The following is an 18,699-nucleotide window of genomic DNA, read 5'->3' as shown; positions in this document are numbered from 1 at the left end:
CCGAACCTCGCAGGGTCGAGGGCCGGTCCTACGGATTCTCCACCGACGCGTGCCGCGGACGAGGTGACTCCCGCAGCCGGCCGATCGGCCGGGCGATCGGGACGGTGCCCGGGGGAGGGCGGGGCGTATGCGGCCGGCTCCTCGGTTCTCGTGCCGGTGCTCGCGAGGGAGGCCGGGCAGGCCGACGTGACCCGTGGGAGGTTCCCCGGGGGTGGGCGGGGGCGCATGCGGGCGGTTGCCCGGGGGCGGGCGGAAGGACGGGTCAGGGCAGTGTTCCGGCGCGGTCCGGTTCGAGCAGCGGGCCCAGCAGATCGCCGTAGTCCTGGATGCGGGGCGCGAGGTCCGGCGCCGTGAACGCCAGCTGCGCGGGCGCCCGGCACTGCTCGACCTCCGCCCAGGTCACGGGCGTGGACACCGACGGCTCGGCCCGCGCGCGGAGCGTGTAGGGGGCGGCCGTGGTCTTCCGCGCCGCGTTCTGGCTCCAGTCGACGAAGACCTTTCCGGGCCGCAGGCTGCGGGTCATCCGGTGCAGGACGAGCCGCGGCATGGCCTTCTCCGCCTCCACCGCGAGTCCCTTGGCGTACTCCGTCACCTCCTCGGAGGACGCCCCGCGCACCGCGGCCAGCAGATGCAGCCCCTTCGACCCGGACGTCTTCGCGTACGCCTCCACCCCGTCCGCGGCCAGCCGCTCCCTCAGCCACAGCGCGACCTCGCAGCACTCCACGACGGTCGCAGGCGAGCCGGGATCGAGGTCGAAGACCAGTCGATCGGCCGCACCGGGAGCCTCGTCGACCCACTGGTGGGTGTGGAACTCGGCGACCAGGTTCGCCGCCCACATCAGACTCGGCAGATCCTGTACGAGCACCATCCGGGCCGGCCCCTCCGAACGCGGAACCTCGGCCGTGGTGACCCAGTCGGGTGTGCCCGGCGGCACGTTCTTGGTGAAGAAGACCTGCCCGTCGGGCCCGTCCGGATAGCGCAGGAAGGAGACCGGCCGGTCACGCAGATGGGGGAGCAGCACGTCGGCGGTGGTGGCGTAGTAGTGCAGCACCTCGCCCTTGGTGAAGCCGGTCGCCGGGTACAGGACCTTCTCCAGATTGCTGAGCGCGAGCCGTCGCCCCTCCACCTCTGTGATCGGCGTCATACGATGAGAATCGCATGAAATACGCTGATACCGCCCGGAAAGGTGTGCTGCACGTGCGATCCATATGGAACGGCGCCATCTCGTTCGGCCTGGTCAGCATCCCGATCAAGCTGGTGAACGCCACCGAGAGCCACTCGATCTCCTTCCGTCAGATCCACACGGAGGACGGCGGCCGCATCCGCTACCGCAAGGTCTGCGAACTGGAGGACCGCGAGGTCAGCCAGGCCGAGATCGGCAAGGGGTACGAGGACGCGGACGGCACGATCATCCCGATCACCGACGAGGACCTCTCCCACCTGCCGCTCCCGACGGCGAAGACGATCGAGATCGTGGCCTTCGTGCCGGCCGACCGCATCGACCCGCTCCAGATGGACGCGGCGTACTACCTCGCCGCGAGCGGAGCCCCCGCCGCGAAGCCGTACACGCTGCTCCGGGAGGCCCTCAAACGCAGCAACAAGGTGGCGATAGCCAAGTTCGCCCTGCGCGGCAGGGAACGCCTGGGCATGCTCCGCGTGGTCGGCGACGCGATCGCCATGCACGGCCTGCTCTGGCCCGACGAGGTCCGCGCCCCCGAGGGCCTCGCCCCGGACGTCGACGTCACCGTCCGCGACAAGGAACTCGACCTGGCCGACGCCCTCATGGACACCCTCGGAGAGGTCGACCTCGAAGACCTCCACGACGAGTACCGCGAGGCAGTCGAGGAGGTCATAGCCGCAAAGGCCGCCGGCGAAAGCCCTCCTGAATCCCCCGAACCCGCCAAGTCCGGCAAGGTCCTCGACCTCATGGCCGCCCTGGAGAAGAGCGTCACCGCGGCGAAGAAGTCCCGAGGCGAACAACCGGCCGAGGTCCACCCCCTGCCCCGCCGCACGACCCCGAAGCAACCGACGGGCAAGAAGTCGACGACGGCAGCGAAAAAGACGACAACATCGGCGAAGAAGTCGACGACGAAGTCGGCCCAGGGGGCGAAGAAGACCGCATCCACGGCGAAGAGCACCACAAAAAAGACAACAACGAAAAAGACAACAACAAAGAAGGCAACCCCACGCAAACGCACGGCGTAACCCCACCACTTCGGGTCCCTCGCAGAACAACAAGAGCGGAGCCAGTGAGACTGACTCCCGCTCCTTCATGTCGGCATCCGCCCAGTTCAGTGGCTGATTCACGCTGACCGCTCGGCGAGTGCCCCCGGCAAGGGGCCCAGAACATGGGAACGGAGCAACGCGCAAGCGAACGAGCCGAGCTGGCAATTGAGTCGATCGTCCAGGTGAAGCCATAGACCTCGCGAGCCCCAGCTCCGGGGTGCGGTTCCCGAAGCTAAGGGATGATTCGGTACGAACGTTGATGAAGTTGACCTATGGTTGCGATATTGGGGCTGCTGTCTCGTCGAACAGGGCCAACTGCTACTGCTCCTCGTGCGGTTCCGGTTCCCGCTCCAGCCCCGGGGCTGGAGCGGCATCCGGTGGGGCATCGGCCGTGGCATCCGACGGGGGGCCCTCGTCCTCTGCGGCTCGGGTGGGCAGGACATACTCTTGCGCAAGACCGGCGAGATGCAGGGGCAGAGGCAGGCTCAGCGCATCCGGCAGGTCGGGCGCCTGCCGGAGCTGATGCGCTGCGAGAGCCAGAGCCTCGGGTGAGTCACCGTCCTCGGGGTGGCAGCCGAGGACCGTGAACTCCACGAGCCCTGGATTCCATGCGGCCTTGTCTGTGTCAATGGTCAGCTTTCCTTTGGTGTTCGTACGGGGGGGCAAGCTTGTCAGCGGCCACCGACAACTTGAACGTGCGTGCCTTCGGGGTGGTGGACCAAAAGACGCGGGCCTTTTCCGGGGCGGCAGTAGGGTCTGTCCACAGATGGGCCGCCAGGCCGTTCGCCCCGTCCGGGTTCACGCCCCACCACTGCGGCGTTTCCCGCCCGCGTGACGTCCGTACCCGAATCAGCCGCAGGTCCGGATCGAGGCGACGGGCGGGCGCGTGACCGTCACGGAACTTGTCGGCCACCACCTTGCCGTCCTGCAGCCAGGTCCAGTGCGAGCGCATGTTCTGGCCGTGGGCCAGCAACATCGTCGGCGTACCGCGCAGGGAGCGGCGAACCCGCTGCATCCACTCCTCAGTGGCTCGGCGCTGCTCGGCCATGTCCGCCCACCACGACGGGCGGCGAGTGGCTGCCGGTGTGCCGCCGTCGCGCGGGGCGGGCACTGTGCCTGCGGCCGGTACCTCCGCGCGCCTGGTCAGCCGCAGCAGCATCACCGGATAAGGAACCCAGGCCCGGGCCTCGTCGTCCCAGCCCTCCACCCGGGCCAGGCCGTGCCCGGACGCCTCGGGTGTGACGAGTACCGCCACGGGCACATGCCCGGCCCAGCGCGTACGGCTGCGGCGGTTCTTGCGGACCATCCACACCGCCGCGTACCGCATACCGGAAGGGAGCTGCTCACGGAGGCTATGCTCGGGGTGGACCCGTACGCCGAGCTGCCGCATACCGTCGTCCCACGCCTTGGCCGCGCGGAAGTTCCTGTTCTTCTCGCTGTTGTAGCCCTTGGCCTTCTTCGGCACCGCCATGAACTGGGTGAGCACACCGGCGTCCGCGCAGCCGAGCCGCACAGCGAACTTGGCGTCGTGGTCGGGGGAGGTGAAGTCCGCGGCCCGGTCGATCTCCACCAGGGCGAGGCATGGGACGGAAGAGGGGTGGTCTTCCGCGACGAAGGCCGCCATCTCACGCCGCCGGACGCCGAGCGCGGTGGTCACCGCTTCACGTGGGTGCCAGGACGCCTCGGGCAGCGCCAGGTCGTGGCCCAGCGAGCGGGTGAGCTTACGGCAGTGCAGCCGCACCATGAGCTCCGCAGTCTGCCACTCCAGCACGACGGTGCCCTCGTAGGCGTCCGCCTCTTCCGGTGCCCCTCCGTCTCCCTTGAGGCCGAGATGGGCGATCAGCGCGGCCACTGCGGTGTCGCGCATTGCGGGTGTCTGCCAGAACAACCTGGTGTCCAGCACGGGCAGTTCGCCGGGATCCGCGTCCGGACTGAGGCAGCACAGTGCGAAGGCGGCACCCTTTCTGCGTGCCTCCGTCCGCTGCCGCTCCTCCATGGCCTTCTGCGTCGCATCGGACGGCTCCCGGCGCGGATTCGCGGGAGTACTACCGGACAGGCGCGTGTGCACCAGAGCGGGCGCCGGGCGCAGCTGAGCCGGCAGTGCCTGTTCGGCCCACTCGACGATCCGGGAGCGCTGGTCGGGCATCAGACCGGTGCCCACCTCGTGCGACCCCATCGCGGTGCTGTGGACGACCGCGGCCCGCATCCCGTCCTCCAGCCATTCGGCCGGGGCGGTGAGGATGGACGCGGCCTCGGGGAACGACTCGCTCAGGGACATGCTACGCAGCATCCCGGCAGGCCCGCCGCCCACCCAGTCGTGGCCGCCCTTGTCCCACGCGAGCCGGGCCAGCGCGAACCGGTCGCTCGCCGGGGCCCCGGGCAGCCACGGAACCCGGGGACGCAGCAGGACAGTGGTCCTGCGGCCGTACGGCAGATAGAGCCGCCCGGACCTGGCGCCCACCCGGGTGGCGTACCGCCGGATGTGAGTGTGCAGGTGGAAGTGGGGCAGCGGGTCGAAGGGCACCGTCTGGAGCGTGATGTTCAGGACGACGGAGAACCACTCGGGGCCCCGGCTTCCCTCGTGTTTCAGCGCCTGTGATACCAACTCGGCACCTTGGTCGCGGGGCCCGCGAGGCATGGCGCGGAAGCGCAGCCGGCCCGCCCCGTAGTCGTACGGTTCGAGCTGTTCGAGGAGCCGCCGGGCCAGCCAGTCCGCCGTCAGCTGGAACTGCCGGGGATCCGGGGCGGCCGTGCCACCGGCGGCGGGCGGGCAACGCAGCAATTCCACCTCGACACCTTCCCGCCACTCGGGAGGGTCCTCGAAGAGCGCCTCGCGGGTCTCGCTCAGCAGCGAGCGGTACTCGCGCTCCGGACGCAGATCCTTCAACCAGGTTCCGACGAGAGCCCGGAAGGCCCCGGCCGGTAGCGGATCCGGGATGTCCTCCGGGGCGTACAGCCAGAAATCCGGGTTCTCGCCCCGGTACGTGGAGAGGCGAGGACGCACCAGTACGTCCGGGGCGAGCGTCTGGATCACCTGGTCCATACGGAAGGTGGGCACCGTCTCCAGCGGCTTGTCGCGGCCCGCGTTGCACAGCGCGAGCAGCGGACCGTGCCACTGCTCCGGAAAGGGCAGAGCGCGGTACCGCCCCGTCATCGAGGCGTCATGGGAGACGGGCAGCCAGGAGGCGGTGCGGATGGAGTCGTAGCGCTGAGCCATGAGGCGTCCCTTTTCATTCAGGAGGTGTGATGGGTGATGTCCCGCAGCGCCGTGTAGAGCGGCGCGTACAGCAGGCGGGCAACCGCGGGATCGCCCGGATCGGGGCAGTCGGGCGGGAGGGGACCTTCGCCGAAGTACGGGGCGAGGACGTCGCGCAGCCCGGTCAGCAGCCCGTCCTCCTGTGGCAGTGAGGAGGAAACGGCACCGGGCGAGAGCAGTTCGGCGGTGCGCGGAGCGAAGCGGGCGTCGACGAAGACCACACGGGCCGGCACACCACCGCGCACCAGTCGACCGATGACCTGCCAGATCGTCACCAGCTGGTCCCAGGTGAACGACCGCTTCTCCTGGTCGGACAGCCGCGAGTAGATGTAGCGGCGGGACAGCAGCCTGCGCCACTCCGCGCGCGCAACGTGCCGGAACGCGAGCCCGGCCTCGTCGAGATGCGCGGCGGCACCCGCCAGCTTGCCGAACGTGCCCTCGGATAGGCCGGGTTCGTCGCGGGCGAAACGTGCGGCCCAGTCGTTGATCGCGAACACGGCGAGCGTCAGGTCGTCCGGGCGCGGATGCGGACGCGCCAGGAAGAGGGCTGTGCCGAAGGCGGCGTTGCGCTGGGCGTTGAGGATGTTGTGGCCGCGCTCGACCGCCATGAGCGGGGCGACGAGGAGTTCCGCGCCGCGGTCCTCGGCGAAGGCGGCCAGGTCGCCGCGACGCAGCGCAGTAGCGCGCTCGGTGCCCGCGGGGACCGGACCCGCCCCGCGTACCGCCTGGTCCAGGTCGGCGTCGTCGGCGGCCAGGACGCGGACGCGGCCGTGCCAACGATCCATGAGGTGCAGGACGTTCGCGACGGTGTTGGCCTCCTTGTAGCTGCCGACCAGCAGGATCGCCCGCCTTCGTCGGTCGTCGGCGATCTTCGCCAGTTCCTGTTCCAGAGGGCTCGGGGCACCGCCGCGGCCTGGAGAGCCGAGCCTGCTCGCCATTGCCCGCGCCGCTGCGGGCCTCGCCTTGGGCTGGGTGCCCGACAGGCTCATTGGGCGGCCCTCGTCGTCGTACAGGAAGTGGGTGGTGAAGACCGACTGACTCACGGCTTCCATCGAGCGCGGCGACGGCTTGAGCACGGCCCCTACCGGCGCCGGCACGTGGGCGCGGGTGGAGGTTCCGGCCCAGCTCGTGCCGGACATCAACACCACGTGCGGTCCCCGGCACCCGATGCCCGGGTCGGCTCCCACCTCGTGCAGCGAGAGCAGCAGTTCACGGCCGACGCCGGCACAGCGGAAGAAGCGCAGGGTGCCGCTGTGTCGTCCGTCCGTATCGCGTTCCCGGTCGTCGGGCAAGTACTGGAAGCCCAGGACGTTACCCATCGGCGCCTCCGGGACCAGCGGGGCGTAGTCGAGGGGAGGACGGCGGGAGAGTTCGTTGCCCGTCGAATCCAGGTGTAGGGCGGCTTCCACCTGCGGCCAAAGGAAGACCAACCGGTCAAGACGGTGGTTCAGAGCGCTCAGCAGGAGCATGAACTCCAGGCGTCGGGCGGTCAGATCGAGCCAGGATTCGTCCTCCGCCCTCACGGCGGCAGGGCTGTCGGCGAGTAGGGGGCGCAGTAGTGTCAGGACGCGGGCGCGTGTGTCCGACGAGGACAGCGTGGCCAGCAGGTCCTGGGCCAGCCGCACCAGATCGTCCGTGGTGTTCCCGTAGGGTCCCTGGCCGCCCAGCGGGTCGTCGCGGAACGCGTCGAAGAGGCCGGTCAGTTCCTGACGGCGGGCGTCGGAATCGGGCCCCGACGGCTCGGGTTCCGGGACGTCGTCCTCGTACGCTTCGAACAGTTCCGCCTCATCGGCCACACCGTCGGGCGCACCCGGTGTGAGATCCGGCCTGAACCAGTCGCCCAGCAGCTTCTCCTGGAGTGTCCAGGGACTGAAGTACTCGATGTCGGCCCACTCGCGCAGCTCCCCGTCGGAGATCAGCAGCTTGTAGAGCCGGTCCGTGGCGGCGTGCACCACGGTCAGAGAGGCGGACCAGCGCTCGATCTCCTGGTCGGTGAGCGGTAGCCGGCCCTGCCTGGACAACTCCTCGATACGGTGCGTCTGAACCTGGTCCAGCCAGGACTCAGGGCCGGGAGAGACCAGTGTCGCCGACGGGGCGAAGATCTCGTCGAGTTTCATCTGCACCGAGTCGGCCTCGTCGACGACGATGATGTCGCTTCGCAGACAGGCCAGTTCGAGGTGGCGCAGCCGTTCGTCGCCCAGATGCCGCGGTGCGGCTGTCTGCACCAGGCTCGCCGGGTTGGCCACCCAAATCCGGGCGTCGACGAGTTCGCGGGCCGCGCGGTGACGCGGGCAGGCGTACCAGAGGGGGCATCCGTGGGGGGTGCCTTTGACCTCCGGTGTGCGCGACTGCGCGGCCCGGTCCCTCTGGCCGGGGAGGTAGGGGTCCGGCAGCGGGACGGAGCCCGCCGGCTCGTTGCCGGCCTTCTCGGCCGGGCGCTTCTCCGGGTACAGCGAGGTGCAGGGGGCGTCGGCGAACCGCAGCGGCCGGGCCGCCTCGGTGCCGCGAAGGGCGTCCACCACGCATACCGTGCTCAGGTCGTCGAAGCCCGGCGCGTCGTGATCCAGCAGGTTGGTCAGGCCACGGGAGGCCAGTCTGCGGTGCAGCCGCTGCACATGCGTCTCACGTGTGGTGAGCCCCAGGACCGGAGTCGCGTCGAGCCCGAGGTCGCGCAGCAGCGCACTGAGTCTGAGCTGCTCCGCCACATCGCCGACGACGAGCGTCGTCCGCAGCGCCGGCTCCTGCCGGGCGCCCCATACGGCGATCAGCGTCATCAGCGTCGACTTGCCCGCGCCGACCATGCCCGCGAGATGCAGCAGCCCGTCCAGCCGCAGGCCACCGTCCTCGGAGAAACCGAGCCCGTCCGCGTCCCTCGGCGCTATGTGGAGTTCGGTGAGTCGGCTCTCCCAGTGTCCAGGGTTGTCGACCTCCTCCTCCCGCTCCACCCGGTCCATCCAGCGCGCGGTCTTCAGGAGGTCCGCCCTGGTCAGGGTGATCGGCGCGCCGCCCCCCGGACGCCCGGCCCCGGGGTTGTGACCCGGTACCGGATCGAGCCGCAGCCGTTCGGGAAGGGTGACCGAGACGGGGCGCCGCCGGTCGATGATGGTGGCCCGCCCGGCGGGCGCGATCGGCAACTCCTTGCGGGCAAGCGGGGGGAGTACGGCGAGCGCAGCGTCATACACAGCGGTTCGGTCGGAGGCGACGGCTGGATCGCATCGTCGTGCCGGGGCGTCGCCCGCGGGGACGGTGTAGGCGCGCAGCCGCTCGGGCAGCGCCGCATACGTTTCCAGGGCCTGCCGCCAGGTACGGCGACGCCGCAACGTCCACAGCAGATGGCGACCGGCGGCGAGCATCACCTCGTGTTCGGTGGTCACCGCGATACCGCGGGCCCGTGCGAAGGGATAGCCGCCGAAGAGCGCATACGCCCCGTGGGCAGGTTCTTCCGGCGCGAGGCGCTCCAGAAGCCGGAGCGCCAGTTCGACCTGGCAGAGTAGAGCGGGCTTCACCCCGGATAGTTCGGGGGGCACGTCGGCCCACAGTCGGGTGAGCTCCCTGCTGACCGGTTTGTGCCAGCTGTCGCGGTCACGCATCGGGAGCCTCCTGCCGTCCGCCGGGCCGGCTTCCCCGCATGCGGGTTCGGGCGCGGGCGATCAGTTCGGTGTCGGTGAGCAGTGGCAGGTTCCGGGCCGCCGCGGGGCGGTTGCGCTCGTACGAGGCGAGATAGCCGGGCCGGTCGTCCACGCGGGCCTGGGGCACCACCCAGAACGCCTCGTCGTACGGGGGCTCGGGCGGAACGGGACGTGCGGCCCGGCCGAGGAAGGCGGGATGTGCCCAGTCCTTCACGTCGACCGCCCACACCCAGCCGTCGGGGAAGGTGACGTGCACGTCGTATGCGTCGTACGCAGGCCACATCCGTACCCGCAGCCCGAGCGCCGACAGCCGCACCTCCAGCTCCACTTCGGCCCGTCCCGGGCCGGTGACGAACTGGCGCAGCGGCCGTTCGAGCTGGAGCAGCCCGCCGGCCTCCTCCTTGAGGATGCGGTGCCCCACCGGCGGCGGGCCGAGGCGGCGGCAGCGGTCTCGCTCGCACCACCAGCCGCCGCCGTGCAGTGGGGTCAGCAGGGTGAGGCAGCGGCCGCAGACCGCGTAGCCGTCATTGCGCAGGTAGCTCTCAGGGACGGGCTGGTAGATACGCCGCAGCAGCTCTTTGACCGGGTCGAGGACGTGATCCATCGAGACCGCGAACTCCTCGGCCGCGGTGAGTACCGGCCGGGTGACCAGCAGCCGCCGGAACTCGGTGTACGCGTCCTCCTCGCCGTGTTCGTGGCACAGCCGCAGTGCGGCCCGGATGATCTCCCGGTCGCGCAGGGCGAGGGCGCTGTCCTGCGTCTGCTCGGCCCATTCGTGACACAGCTCGGTCGGCCGTGAGGAGTCCGGGTCCAGCAGCAGGTCCCCGGGGCCCACGGCGTCGGCGGGAAGGACGACCGGCCAGTCGGCAACGGGACGTTCCCGGCACCATGACAGTAGGTCGGGGAGGCTCACCGGAGGCTCTGCGCCCCGCTCCAGACAGGCGAGCACGGTCCGGTCCAGGGCGCGCTGGACCTCGGGCGCATACGGCAGGGTGAAGGCTTCGAGCCCGGTCGCGGCGTCGAGCGCGGTCAGGGCCGAGGCCAACGTGCGCATCAGAGGGATGCCATGGTGCGCGGACCAGTCGACGGCAGGGGAGGGCAGGGCATCACGTGCGCTTTCGGGCACTGTGCTCACCCGGCCTTCAGGTGGGCGCGTCCGGCGGCACAGTGCAGGAGCATCTCGCAGCCCGCGCAGTGGTCCCCCGTTGTCGGCGCGTACGTCTCGTCGACGGCCCAGGGACCCGCCAGGTCGGCGATGATCCGGCGTGCCTCGGCCTGGGTGTCGGGGTCGCCGGGGTCGATCTCCTCGCAGCCCGACCCGTCCCCGTACAGCAGTTCCAGTTCGATCAGTGACCGGCGCGGATCTCCACCGGGCACGCCCGCCGCCATCAGTAGAACCGCGAAGGGGAGTTGCGGGTACGTCTCCATCAGCTCCCGTCCCTCCCAGGGACGCCGGGCTGCCGTCTTCGTCTCGTGCCAGATCCAGCCGCCGGAGCGGGTGTAGAGGAGATCAGGGTCGGCGATGAGGACCACGTCCAGTTCGGGGTCGTACGCGGTCAGACGCGGTTGCACCCGCACGGTTTCGCCGGGCGTCAGGCCGTCCAGCGGGCAGTCGAGCATGTGCTGGCCGAGCATGGCGAGAGCGGTGGGCTGTTCGGCCTCGGACAGCCCCGGAAGCGCGTCCGGCAGGGTGGCTCCGCGGCAGCTGCCCTGCTTGTGCCGCTCGTTGAGCCAGTCGTCGACCGCCCGCCCCCTGCGGATGGGCTCGCTCTCCGGTTCGCCGGACCGCAGGTGCAGTACCCGGGTGAGGTGGAACAGTGCCGGGCAGCGGGCATGGACTCGAAGATCGGTGGCCGAGACCGATCGGCGCTTGCGCGGACGCCGCGGTCCCGGCACTCCCAGCAGCCCGGCCGCCCGGGGTGGCCCGGAGCAGCCCGACAGGGCCTCGCACCGCTCGCACCCCGAACCGGGGCTGAGCCGGTCGTCCGCGACCACGCGGGCCAGCACGGGCTTGGCATGCCGTGCGAACTCATGTGCCGTGCGGTCGGTGTCCCAGTCCGCGAGCACCTTGTGATCGCCGGCCCCGCAGCCGACGCCGATCACCCGGACCTGCCGTGGACGGGCGGTGCCGCCCGCTGCGGGGCGATGGATGTCACCGAATGCGGCCCGTGAGGGAACGCCGTCGGCGGTGACGGCCGCCGCTTCGGCGATCTCGGCTGCGAGGCGATCTTTTTTGACGGAGTTCACGGACAACAGCCACAGTTCGCGCTCCGAACCGTCGGCGGACGCGTACCGCCTTCCCCAGGCGGTGCGTTCGTACCGCGTCGCTCCCCGGTCGTCGGGCGTGTCCCTCTGGGTGATGGCAGTCCACTGAGCGCGGACGGCGATCGTTGCGGGGCGCCCGTGCGCGCGGCGGCCGGTTTCGGACAGCTCACGTGCCGTCAGGTAGTTTCGCACGGCCATTTCGGCCCAAATGGCGTGCGAGGCATGCCATTTCGTGCTGCTGTGGAGCCGCCGCAGTGCTGTCTCCGGATCCACCTCGTCGTACTCGATGAGGTCCAGGGTGTACATGACGGGACCGAGTGCGAAGTCCTCGACGGGCTTGCGGCGCGGCCGTTCCGGCACCTGCCGGACGAACGGCCGCGCCCGCAGGGCGTTGCCCCGGGGGCAGTCCTGCGGATCCTCCCGCAGCAGCGGCAGCGAGGTGCGGATGAGCCTGGTGTTGCCATCGGTGCCAGGTGGGAGCGGATGGAGCGTCACGACGTTCCCTTCGCGACGGAGTTGAGGAAGGCGGCCACCTTCAGGAGAGCGTATGTCTGTGAACTAAGTCAAGGCGCTTTGTTGTTCTGCTCCTGTGAACCGCTATCGTGGGTGCGGCAGAGAGCCGTGGTGAGCCGGGGGTACGGATGGAATCCGGGGAAGTCCTCGACGGCCGCTTCTGTATCGAAGAAGCGCTCGATCAAGGGGGCATGGGAAGCATCTGGACGGCGACGGAAACCGCCACGGAGCGGCTCGTCGCGGTAAAGGTGCTGCGCCTCGACGCCTACACGCAGGGGCGGTTCACCCCGGCCGAGCGCGCGCGGCGCCGTGTCGAACTGCTGAAGCGGTTCGAGCGCGAGGGAGCGGTCCTCGAAGAGCTGGACCACTCCGCCATCCCGCGTCTGCTGCATCGCGGTTACCACCAGGAGGAGCCGTACTTCGTCATGGAGTACGTCGACGGGCTCAGCCTGCGCGAACTCCTCGATCTGCGGCGCCCGTTCCCCTTCGGCGCGGCCGTCGCGGTTGCCGTCCAGATCGCCGAGGCCCTCGGCCACGCCCACACCAATGGTGTGGTGCACCGGGACCTTAAGCCCGGCAATGTGGTGATCGCCGCCGACGACGGAACGGCGAAGCTGCTCGACTTCGGTATCGCCCACCTGACCGACCCTGACGCCACGCGCTACACGGCGCTCGGTGCCACCCCCGGCAGCGCCGGTTACATGGCGCCGGAGCAGCTCCGCGGCCAGCAGGACATCTCCGCCGCGGTGGACCTCTACGCGTTCGGCTGCGTGCTGTTCGAATTGCTGACGGGCGAAAAACCGTTTGAGGACAAGCCGGACCGGAACAAGGACGTACAGCACCTTGAAGATCTACCGCCCCGCGTCCGGGACATCAACCTCGGTATTCCCGAGGACCTCGACGACCTCGTGTGGGACCTGCTCGGCAAGACACCCGCCGACCGTCCGGCAGGCATCGGCGAAGCACTCGCCGTACTGCGCGGACACCTGCCCGCACCCGGTGACCCCGGACCCGACCCGGAGCTGCGTCCGGACCCCACGGCCCGGTACCGGCTGGGCGGAGCAGGCCCCGTCCTCGGGCCCCCCGGGCCGAGGGGGTGGGCGGACCCCGCGGGGCATGCCGAACGTGTCCGGCACGGCGGCTCCCGTCGTTCCGTGCGGCGACGCGGGCCCTGGCTCGGACGTGGGGAATTCGCCGACTTGATCGCCCTGGCCAGGGCGGAACTTGCGGCGACCGGACCCGGTGCCGAATGCGAACGGCTTGCTTCGGTGCTCGCTCGCGCCGTGTCCGAGTGGGGGCTCGAGGAACCCGCCGTTGCGGAGGCCCATCTGATGTGCGGCGATGCCGCGCGCCTCGACGGCGGCACCGGCCGTGCCAGGGAGCTCTACGAGAAGGTGGCCACGCTTGGCAACGGGCGGCAGCTGCCCCGCCACGGCACGCTGACGCTGGAGGCGCGGCTCGGCGTGGCGGAATGCCGGATCCCCGAGGGCGACCTGCGGACCGCGCTCGAGGAATGGCGCCGGACCGCGTCGGAGACGCTTGGTCTCACCTCGCCTCCGACTCACCTGGTCGAACGGTGCCGTGAGGTCGCACTCGAACTGAGCGAGCGCGGCTTCGGAGCCGAGGTCTCTTCCCTGGTCCGCCGCCTGGCCGAGCTGTAGGGACCTCCGGCAGTCGCGACTGGCCCGCTGACCAGTGGCGGCGGACGAGCCAGGTGCGGCGGCCCGGCTGGGGGACAGTGGCAGAACCGGGTACGGCGATCAGGTGCGCGGCAACCCGCCGTGGGCCAACAGATCACCGAGCGAGCGGACGAGTTCGCCTCCCACCTGGCGAATCCCCTGGAGTTCCCTCTCGAACGTCGTGATCCTCCGGTAGATCTCGCCGTACCGCCGTTGCTCCTCCAGGGAGAACCGGGGCACCCGCAGCCGCCGCACGTCCACACGGGACGTGGTGGACGCGTGGGTGCCCGCCTGACGGGCATTGTCGGGAGCCCGCAGGCAGCCCGCCAGAAACCAGGGATCGAGGACCGAAGGGTCCACGCGCAGAACGCAGAGCTGCGGCCCGAGAACCGACGGAGCCTCAGTGTCCACATGGACGTCGAAGTCCCGCGCCAGCACCGACAGGACCACATCCTGCGAAGCGGTGACGGTCAGCGCACCGCTCTTCTCACCCCGCGCCACTTCCGCCGCCGGCAGCCAGAGCTCAGGGCCCCCGGGTCGACGAAGACCGGTCAGCACCCGTACTCCGTCCACCGGACGCACGCCGCGCTCCACTTCCGCCTCGGGCAGCGTCTGCCCGCCACGGATCTCCAGCGCCCCGGCCCGTTCCAGTTCGGCGACGGTGATCAGCGGCGCGATGTCGCTGGCTTCGACCGGTTCCAGGGCCGACAGCACGCCTGCCGCGTCCTGGAGTGCACTCGCATGGGCGTCGAACAGGGCCCAGGACCGTCTCATGTCGACGAGGTCCGCGGTGCGGCTGCGCGGAATGTGCCGAGCCGGTGTGAGGTCCACCGCCTCGTCCAACAGATCGATGACCGGAACCCTCATGCTTCCCGGCCCGCCCGATCCCCGGAGGGCCTTAACTGCCTGTTCCGTGATCCGCTTCCAGTCGACATTGCTGCCACCGGTTCCACCGCTCCCGCTTCCGGTGCCGATCTGCCCGGCCACGGTGTCCACCAGGGTCACCTCGCCCGGGGAGGCCCCGGGTTCCCCGCCGGTACCCGCTGCCCGCAGTACCCACAGATGGAGGCCCACCCCGTGCGGAGGTGCGGCGCCGGGCGGCAGGGCGATCACGGTCCGCAGTACACCGGCGCGCAGCAGGCCGGCCCGGATACGCCGACCCGCCCGCCGCGCCGCGACCGCGGGCGGCAGCACCACGACCCCGACCCCTTCGGGGGCCAGCGCGGCGGCGATGTGCTGGACCCAGGCCAGTTCGGATTCCGTGCGCGGCGGCTGACCGAACACCCAGCGCGGGTCCGTCGCGAGTTCCGCATGCCCCCAGTCCCGCTCGTTCGAGGGCGGGTTGCACAGGATCACGTCGGCCTGTACATCCGCCTGAGCACCGGCGCGCAGGGTGTCGGCGGCTGTCACCGTGACCTCCGGCAGGGCCGGCCCCGTGTATCCGGTGGCGGCCAGCCGTGCTCGCGTCAGGGAGGCGAGCACCGGGTCGCTGTCCTGTCCCCGCAGCTCGGCCAGTCCCGAGCCGTCCCATCGCCGTCCCGCCGCCAGTAGCAGGGACCCCGTGCCGCACGCAGGATCGAGAACGACCCGTACCTCTTCCTCATGGACCGCCGAAGCGATCTCCGCCATGAGGTCCGCGAGTGGCGGGGGAGTGACGGCGATCTGCCGTACGTGGGTACGCAGCCACCGCTCCAGAAGGAAACCGAAGGTCTCGGCAGCGCCTTTGCCCTCGGCCAGGTGCAGGGTGCGTTCCAAGAGAGCGGACTGCCGCTCGTCAAGACCGGACTGCCCCGCGCCGAGCGCCGACGTGGTGGCTTGATCGCTGTCCTTCGGCTCGGAGGGCTCCCCGTGCATCCGCAGACCCACCTCCGCGACGAGGAGTCCCATCGCATCCCGGTCGCCCAGTGCCTCGTACTCCGGCCACAAACGTTCCAGCGGTCCCACGGCGGCCTTCAGTTTTCCTTCCCGGTGCAGCCACGCCTCGACCTCCGCCAGCGAGAACAGGGGGCTCGCGTCCGTGCCTCCCACTGGTGCGGGGAAGGTCTCGTGGCGCCGCCGCCAGTTGCTGACCGCGGCGCGCCCCACACCCGCGATACGCGCGACTTCGGCGAGGGGCACGGAGATGGCGGCGGACTCTGCGGACTCGGGCATCGGACTCTTTCAGGGAGGGGCACAGACCTGCTGTGTGGGGGCCCGGCCTACGCTACCGACACGTAGCGCACGGGGCCATGTGTAGTTTGACTCAGTTTACGGACGCATCGGTGACCGTCGAAGTCCTCGCGAAACCCTGGACCAAGCCAGCTGAGACCCCCACAACGGCTCCCACAAGGCCCCATCGAAGCCTTACAGACACCGGGAAGAGCAGACAGAGGCGGGCTGCAGTCGATCGTCGGCATGACTGATCGACCTGAGCCGCTACTGATCGAGTCAGGGCAGAGGACAGCTCCGCGCCCATAGGGGAATATGGGTCGTCCGGGACTCGGTTGGGGGAAAGACACGCGTGCACGCTCAGGAAACCACGTTCAACGAGCTCGTCCAGGGCGAGAAGCAGTACCAGGTGCCGCTCTACCAGCGGACTTACAGCTGGCAGCGGGAGGAGCTGCAGCAACTCTGGGACGACGTGCAGGAGCTGGTGGACGAGCAGTTGGAGGGACGCGTTCCCGCAGCGCATTTCCTCGGCTCCGTCGTGCTGGCGCCGGGCCGGATCACCGCGGGCGGCATGCAGCGCTGGCTCGTCGTCGACGGCCAGCAGCGGCTCACCACCCTCATGCTCGCCTTCACCGCCCTGCGTGACCGCCACCGGGAACGTGGCTCGGAGCAGAAGGCCGAGCGCATCCACGACCTCGTGCTGGTCAACAAGTACCGAAGCGGCAACGACCACTACCGCCTGCTGCCGACGCAGGCGGACCGCGAGGCCTTCACCGCCTGCGTCGAGAGCTCACCCAGGGCCGGTGGCCCCGGCAACGTGGGCGCCGCCTACCGGTTCTTCCTGGGCGTCCTCGCCGAGGGCGAGGAGAATGGCGGTGAGGCGTGGACGGACGCGGTGGAGACCGTGCTCAGCGGACTGCTGTCGATCGTGGAGATCACCGCGGCGGAGGGCGACAACGTCTACCGGATCTTCGAGTCGATCAACAACACCGGGGTCGGACTCAGTCAGAGCGACCTGCTGCGCAACTACCTCTTCATGTGCCTGCCGACCCGGGGTGAGTCGGTGTACCGCAGCCTCTGGTTGCCCATGCAGGAACGGCTCGGTCCCGCCAACCTCGAACTCCTCGTCTGGCTCGACCTGGTGGTGGCCGGCAACAGCCGGGCCAAGCAGAGCGAGATCTACCGCGACCAGAAGAAGCGCCTGGAACCCCTGAGCTCCGATGAGGCGGCCCTGGAGGCCGAGATCGCCTCCCTCGCACGGCGGGCGGAACGCCTGATGCGCATTCTGGAACCCGAGCGGGAGCCCGACCCGGACCTGCGCGAAGTGCTGGAGAGGCTGTCCCGGTGGGGCGGCCAGACCCACTACCCGCTTGCGCTTCACCTGCTCGATCGCGTGGACGAGGGACAGACCACACCCCACCAGGCCGCCCGGGCACTGGCGTACGCCGAGAGCTACATGGTGCGGCGCCTCTTCACCGGGTACTCCACCACGGGCAGCAACCGGGTGTTCATGGAGATGCCCAAGGACATGGACAAGGACGACGACCCGGCTGAGGCCGTACGAGCCTTCCTGTCGAAGAACAAGACGGGCGCCCGCGTCTGGCCCGACGACGACGCCGTCCGCGAGGCCATCCGCACCCGGCCCTTTTACAAGGCGGGCCGCAGCAACCAGCGGTTCCAGGTGCTGCGCAGGCTGGAGGAGAGCTACGGAGCCACCGAACCAGTCGACTACACCAAGGCGCGTCTGACCGTTGAGCACGTGCTGCCGCAGAGCCCCGCGCACCAGTGGCTGGACCTGCTCGCCGAGGAGACCGAGGACGGACAGGGTCCGGAGGAACTCCACGCCCTTCTGGTCCACACGCTGGGCAACCTGACCCTCTCGGCGGACAACGCGAGGCTGTCGAACCATCCGTTCCGCCGCAAGCAGGAGATCCTGGACTTCAGCGCTCTGCGGATGAACCAGGAGATCGCCGGGCGGGAGCGGTGGGGGAAGGCGGAGATCCTCGACCGGGCCGGCGCCCTCGCCGACCGGGCGGTGCGGCTGTGGCCCGGTCCCGTCGCGGGCACCGCCCCCGGGGACGACGAGTGGTCCGGTTGGAAGGAGCTGCGGGCCGCACTCCTCGCCATGCCGGCCGGGACATGGACGACGTACGGCGATGTAGCGGCGCTCATCGGCACCCATGCTGTCCCGGTCGGCCAGCACCTGGCGTCCAAAGCGGGCCTGCACGGCGCCTACCGGGTGCTGACGGCGGACGGCCGCGTCTCGGCGGGCTTCAGGTGGCCGGACGGCCAGGAGTCGGGGGATGCGCGGACCCGCCTGGAAGCCGAGGGCGTCCCCTTCGACGACGCCGGCCGGGCCCGTCGCTCCCACCGGCTGACCACCGCCGACCTGGCGGCGCTGCTGGGCAGGGATGTGGCCGAGGAGGCTGAGCCGTCACCGCAGGCCGACGACGAGCAGCAGGCGGCGGCCGGCCGCTTCGAGACGCAACTGCGTGACAACCAGACCAAGGAGACCGTCGACGGCGTGCTGGGCGCGCTGCGCTTCTGGGAGCAGCAAGGCGGCAACCTCGCCTACGGCCGGGCGAGCGAGACCAGTTGTTCCCCATTGGCGCGTTTTGGCAGCGCCCCCGGCTCCCGCGCGCTGTGGCCCCTGGCGATCTATCCGGTCTCCGGCACGGTCGAGGTCGTTTTCCAGTATCTGAAGCGGCATCCCCCGTTCGACGACGAGCCGCTGCGGCGCGAGCTGATGACCCGGCTGAACGACATCGAGGGCATCGACCTGGCTGAGGCCAAACTCGACCTGCGCCCGTCCTTCGCGGTAGAGGTCTTCGCCGGGCAGAGCGACGAGATCTGCGCGGTGCTGGAGTGGTTCGCGCATACGGTGGCCCTCGCCGAGGCCCGCCGTATGGCGGACGAGGATCCCGGCACCCTCTGATACTCGACAGTGCCCCGGTGGCGGGTGGGGCATACGGACGTCCGCGGC

The 18,699-nt window shown here is 70.2% G+C and carries 8 protein-coding genes and 1 pseudogene; 3 read left to right on the top strand and 6 right to left on the bottom strand.

The window, feature by feature from the left end; translation table 11 throughout:
- Window positions 1-262 precede the first annotated feature (262 nt).
- Window positions 263-1,144, bottom strand: a complete 882-nt coding sequence (ligD, locus tag ICC28_RS33230) for a non-homologous end-joining DNA ligase (RefSeq protein WP_188292511.1) — start codon at window positions 1,142-1,144, stop codon at window positions 263-265.
- 44 nt (window positions 1,145-1,188) lie between these two features.
- Here ligD and ICC28_RS33225 point away from each other — a divergent pair, with 44 nt between their 5' ends.
- Entirely contained in the window at window positions 1,189-2,205 is a 1,017-nt protein-coding gene (locus ICC28_RS33225; RefSeq protein ID WP_282702497.1) for a Ku protein, read from the top strand.
- Between the two features lie 339 nt (window positions 2,206-2,544).
- On the opposite strand, the pseudogene ICC28_RS33215 reads toward ICC28_RS33225, so the two are convergent.
- The 4 genes and pseudogenes from ICC28_RS33215 to ICC28_RS33200 form a co-directional block, all read right to left on the bottom strand.
- Window positions 2,545-5,380: pseudogene (locus tag ICC28_RS33215) on the bottom strand (pPIWI_RE module domain-containing protein).
- 80 nt (window positions 5,381-5,460) lie between these two features.
- Window positions 5,461-9,072, bottom strand: a complete 3,612-nt coding sequence (locus ICC28_RS33210) for a hypothetical protein (protein WP_188292508.1) — start codon at window positions 9,070-9,072, stop codon at window positions 5,461-5,463.
- Window positions 9,065-10,165 carry a hypothetical protein gene (locus ICC28_RS33205; RefSeq protein WP_188292507.1) on the bottom strand — a complete coding sequence of 367 codons (1,101 nt, stop codon included), beginning with the start codon at window positions 10,163-10,165 and terminating at the stop codon, window positions 9,065-9,067. Before ICC28_RS33205 ends, ICC28_RS33210 begins: the two co-directional genes overlap by 8 nt.
- Before the next feature lie 77 nt (window positions 10,166-10,242).
- On the bottom strand, window positions 10,243-11,871 hold the full coding sequence (locus ICC28_RS33200; RefSeq protein WP_188292506.1) for a PD-(D/E)XK nuclease family protein: 1,629 nt from the start codon (window positions 11,869-11,871) through the stop codon (window positions 10,243-10,245).
- Window positions 11,872-12,017: 146 nt separating this feature from the next.
- On the opposite strand from ICC28_RS33200, the gene ICC28_RS33195 reads away from it, so the two are divergent.
- The gene (locus ICC28_RS33195; protein ID WP_223190195.1) at window positions 12,018-13,550 is read left to right on the top strand and encodes a serine/threonine-protein kinase; all 1,533 of its coding nucleotides are present in this window, start codon (window positions 12,018-12,020) and stop codon (window positions 13,548-13,550) included.
- A gap of 99 nt (window positions 13,551-13,649) precedes the next feature.
- Here the strand turns inward: ICC28_RS33195 and ICC28_RS33190 are convergent, their stop codons facing one another.
- Window positions 13,650-15,719: an N-6 DNA methylase gene (locus tag ICC28_RS33190; protein WP_188292504.1), complete on the bottom strand. Its 2,070-nt coding sequence runs from the start codon at window positions 15,717-15,719 to the stop codon at window positions 13,650-13,652.
- A gap of 349 nt (window positions 15,720-16,068) precedes the next feature.
- Here ICC28_RS33190 and ICC28_RS33185 point away from each other — a divergent pair, with 349 nt between their 5' ends.
- Window positions 16,069-18,651, top strand: a complete 2,583-nt coding sequence (locus ICC28_RS33185) for a DUF262 domain-containing protein (protein WP_188292503.1) — start codon at window positions 16,069-16,071, stop codon at window positions 18,649-18,651.
- Window positions 18,652-18,699: the final 48 nt, after the last annotated feature.

The organism is Streptomyces sp. TRM68416 (genome assembly GCF_014596915.1).
GTDB lineage: Bacteria > Actinomycetota > Actinomycetes > Streptomycetales > Streptomycetaceae > Streptomyces.
The sequence above is the reverse complement of the archived record's forward strand: the minus strand, read 5'-3'. Positions and strand labels throughout refer to the sequence as shown.

Coding starts and splice junctions, on each gene's coding strand:
- ICC28_RS33195 (WP_223190195.1), top strand. CDS start 12,018: ATGGAATCCGGGGAAGTCCTCGACGGCCGCTTCTGTATCGAAGAAGCG.
- ligD (WP_188292511.1), bottom strand. CDS start 1,144: ATGACGCCGATCACAGAGGTGGAGGGGCGACGGCTCGCGCTCAGCAAT.
- ICC28_RS33190 (WP_188292504.1), bottom strand. CDS start 15,719: ATGCCCGAGTCCGCAGAGTCCGCCGCCATCTCCGTGCCCCTCGCCGAA.
- ICC28_RS33210 (WP_188292508.1), bottom strand. CDS start 9,072: ATGCGTGACCGCGACAGCTGGCACAAACCGGTCAGCAGGGAGCTCACC.
- ICC28_RS33205 (WP_188292507.1), bottom strand. CDS start 10,165: ATGCGCACGTTGGCCTCGGCCCTGACCGCGCTCGACGCCGCGACCGGG.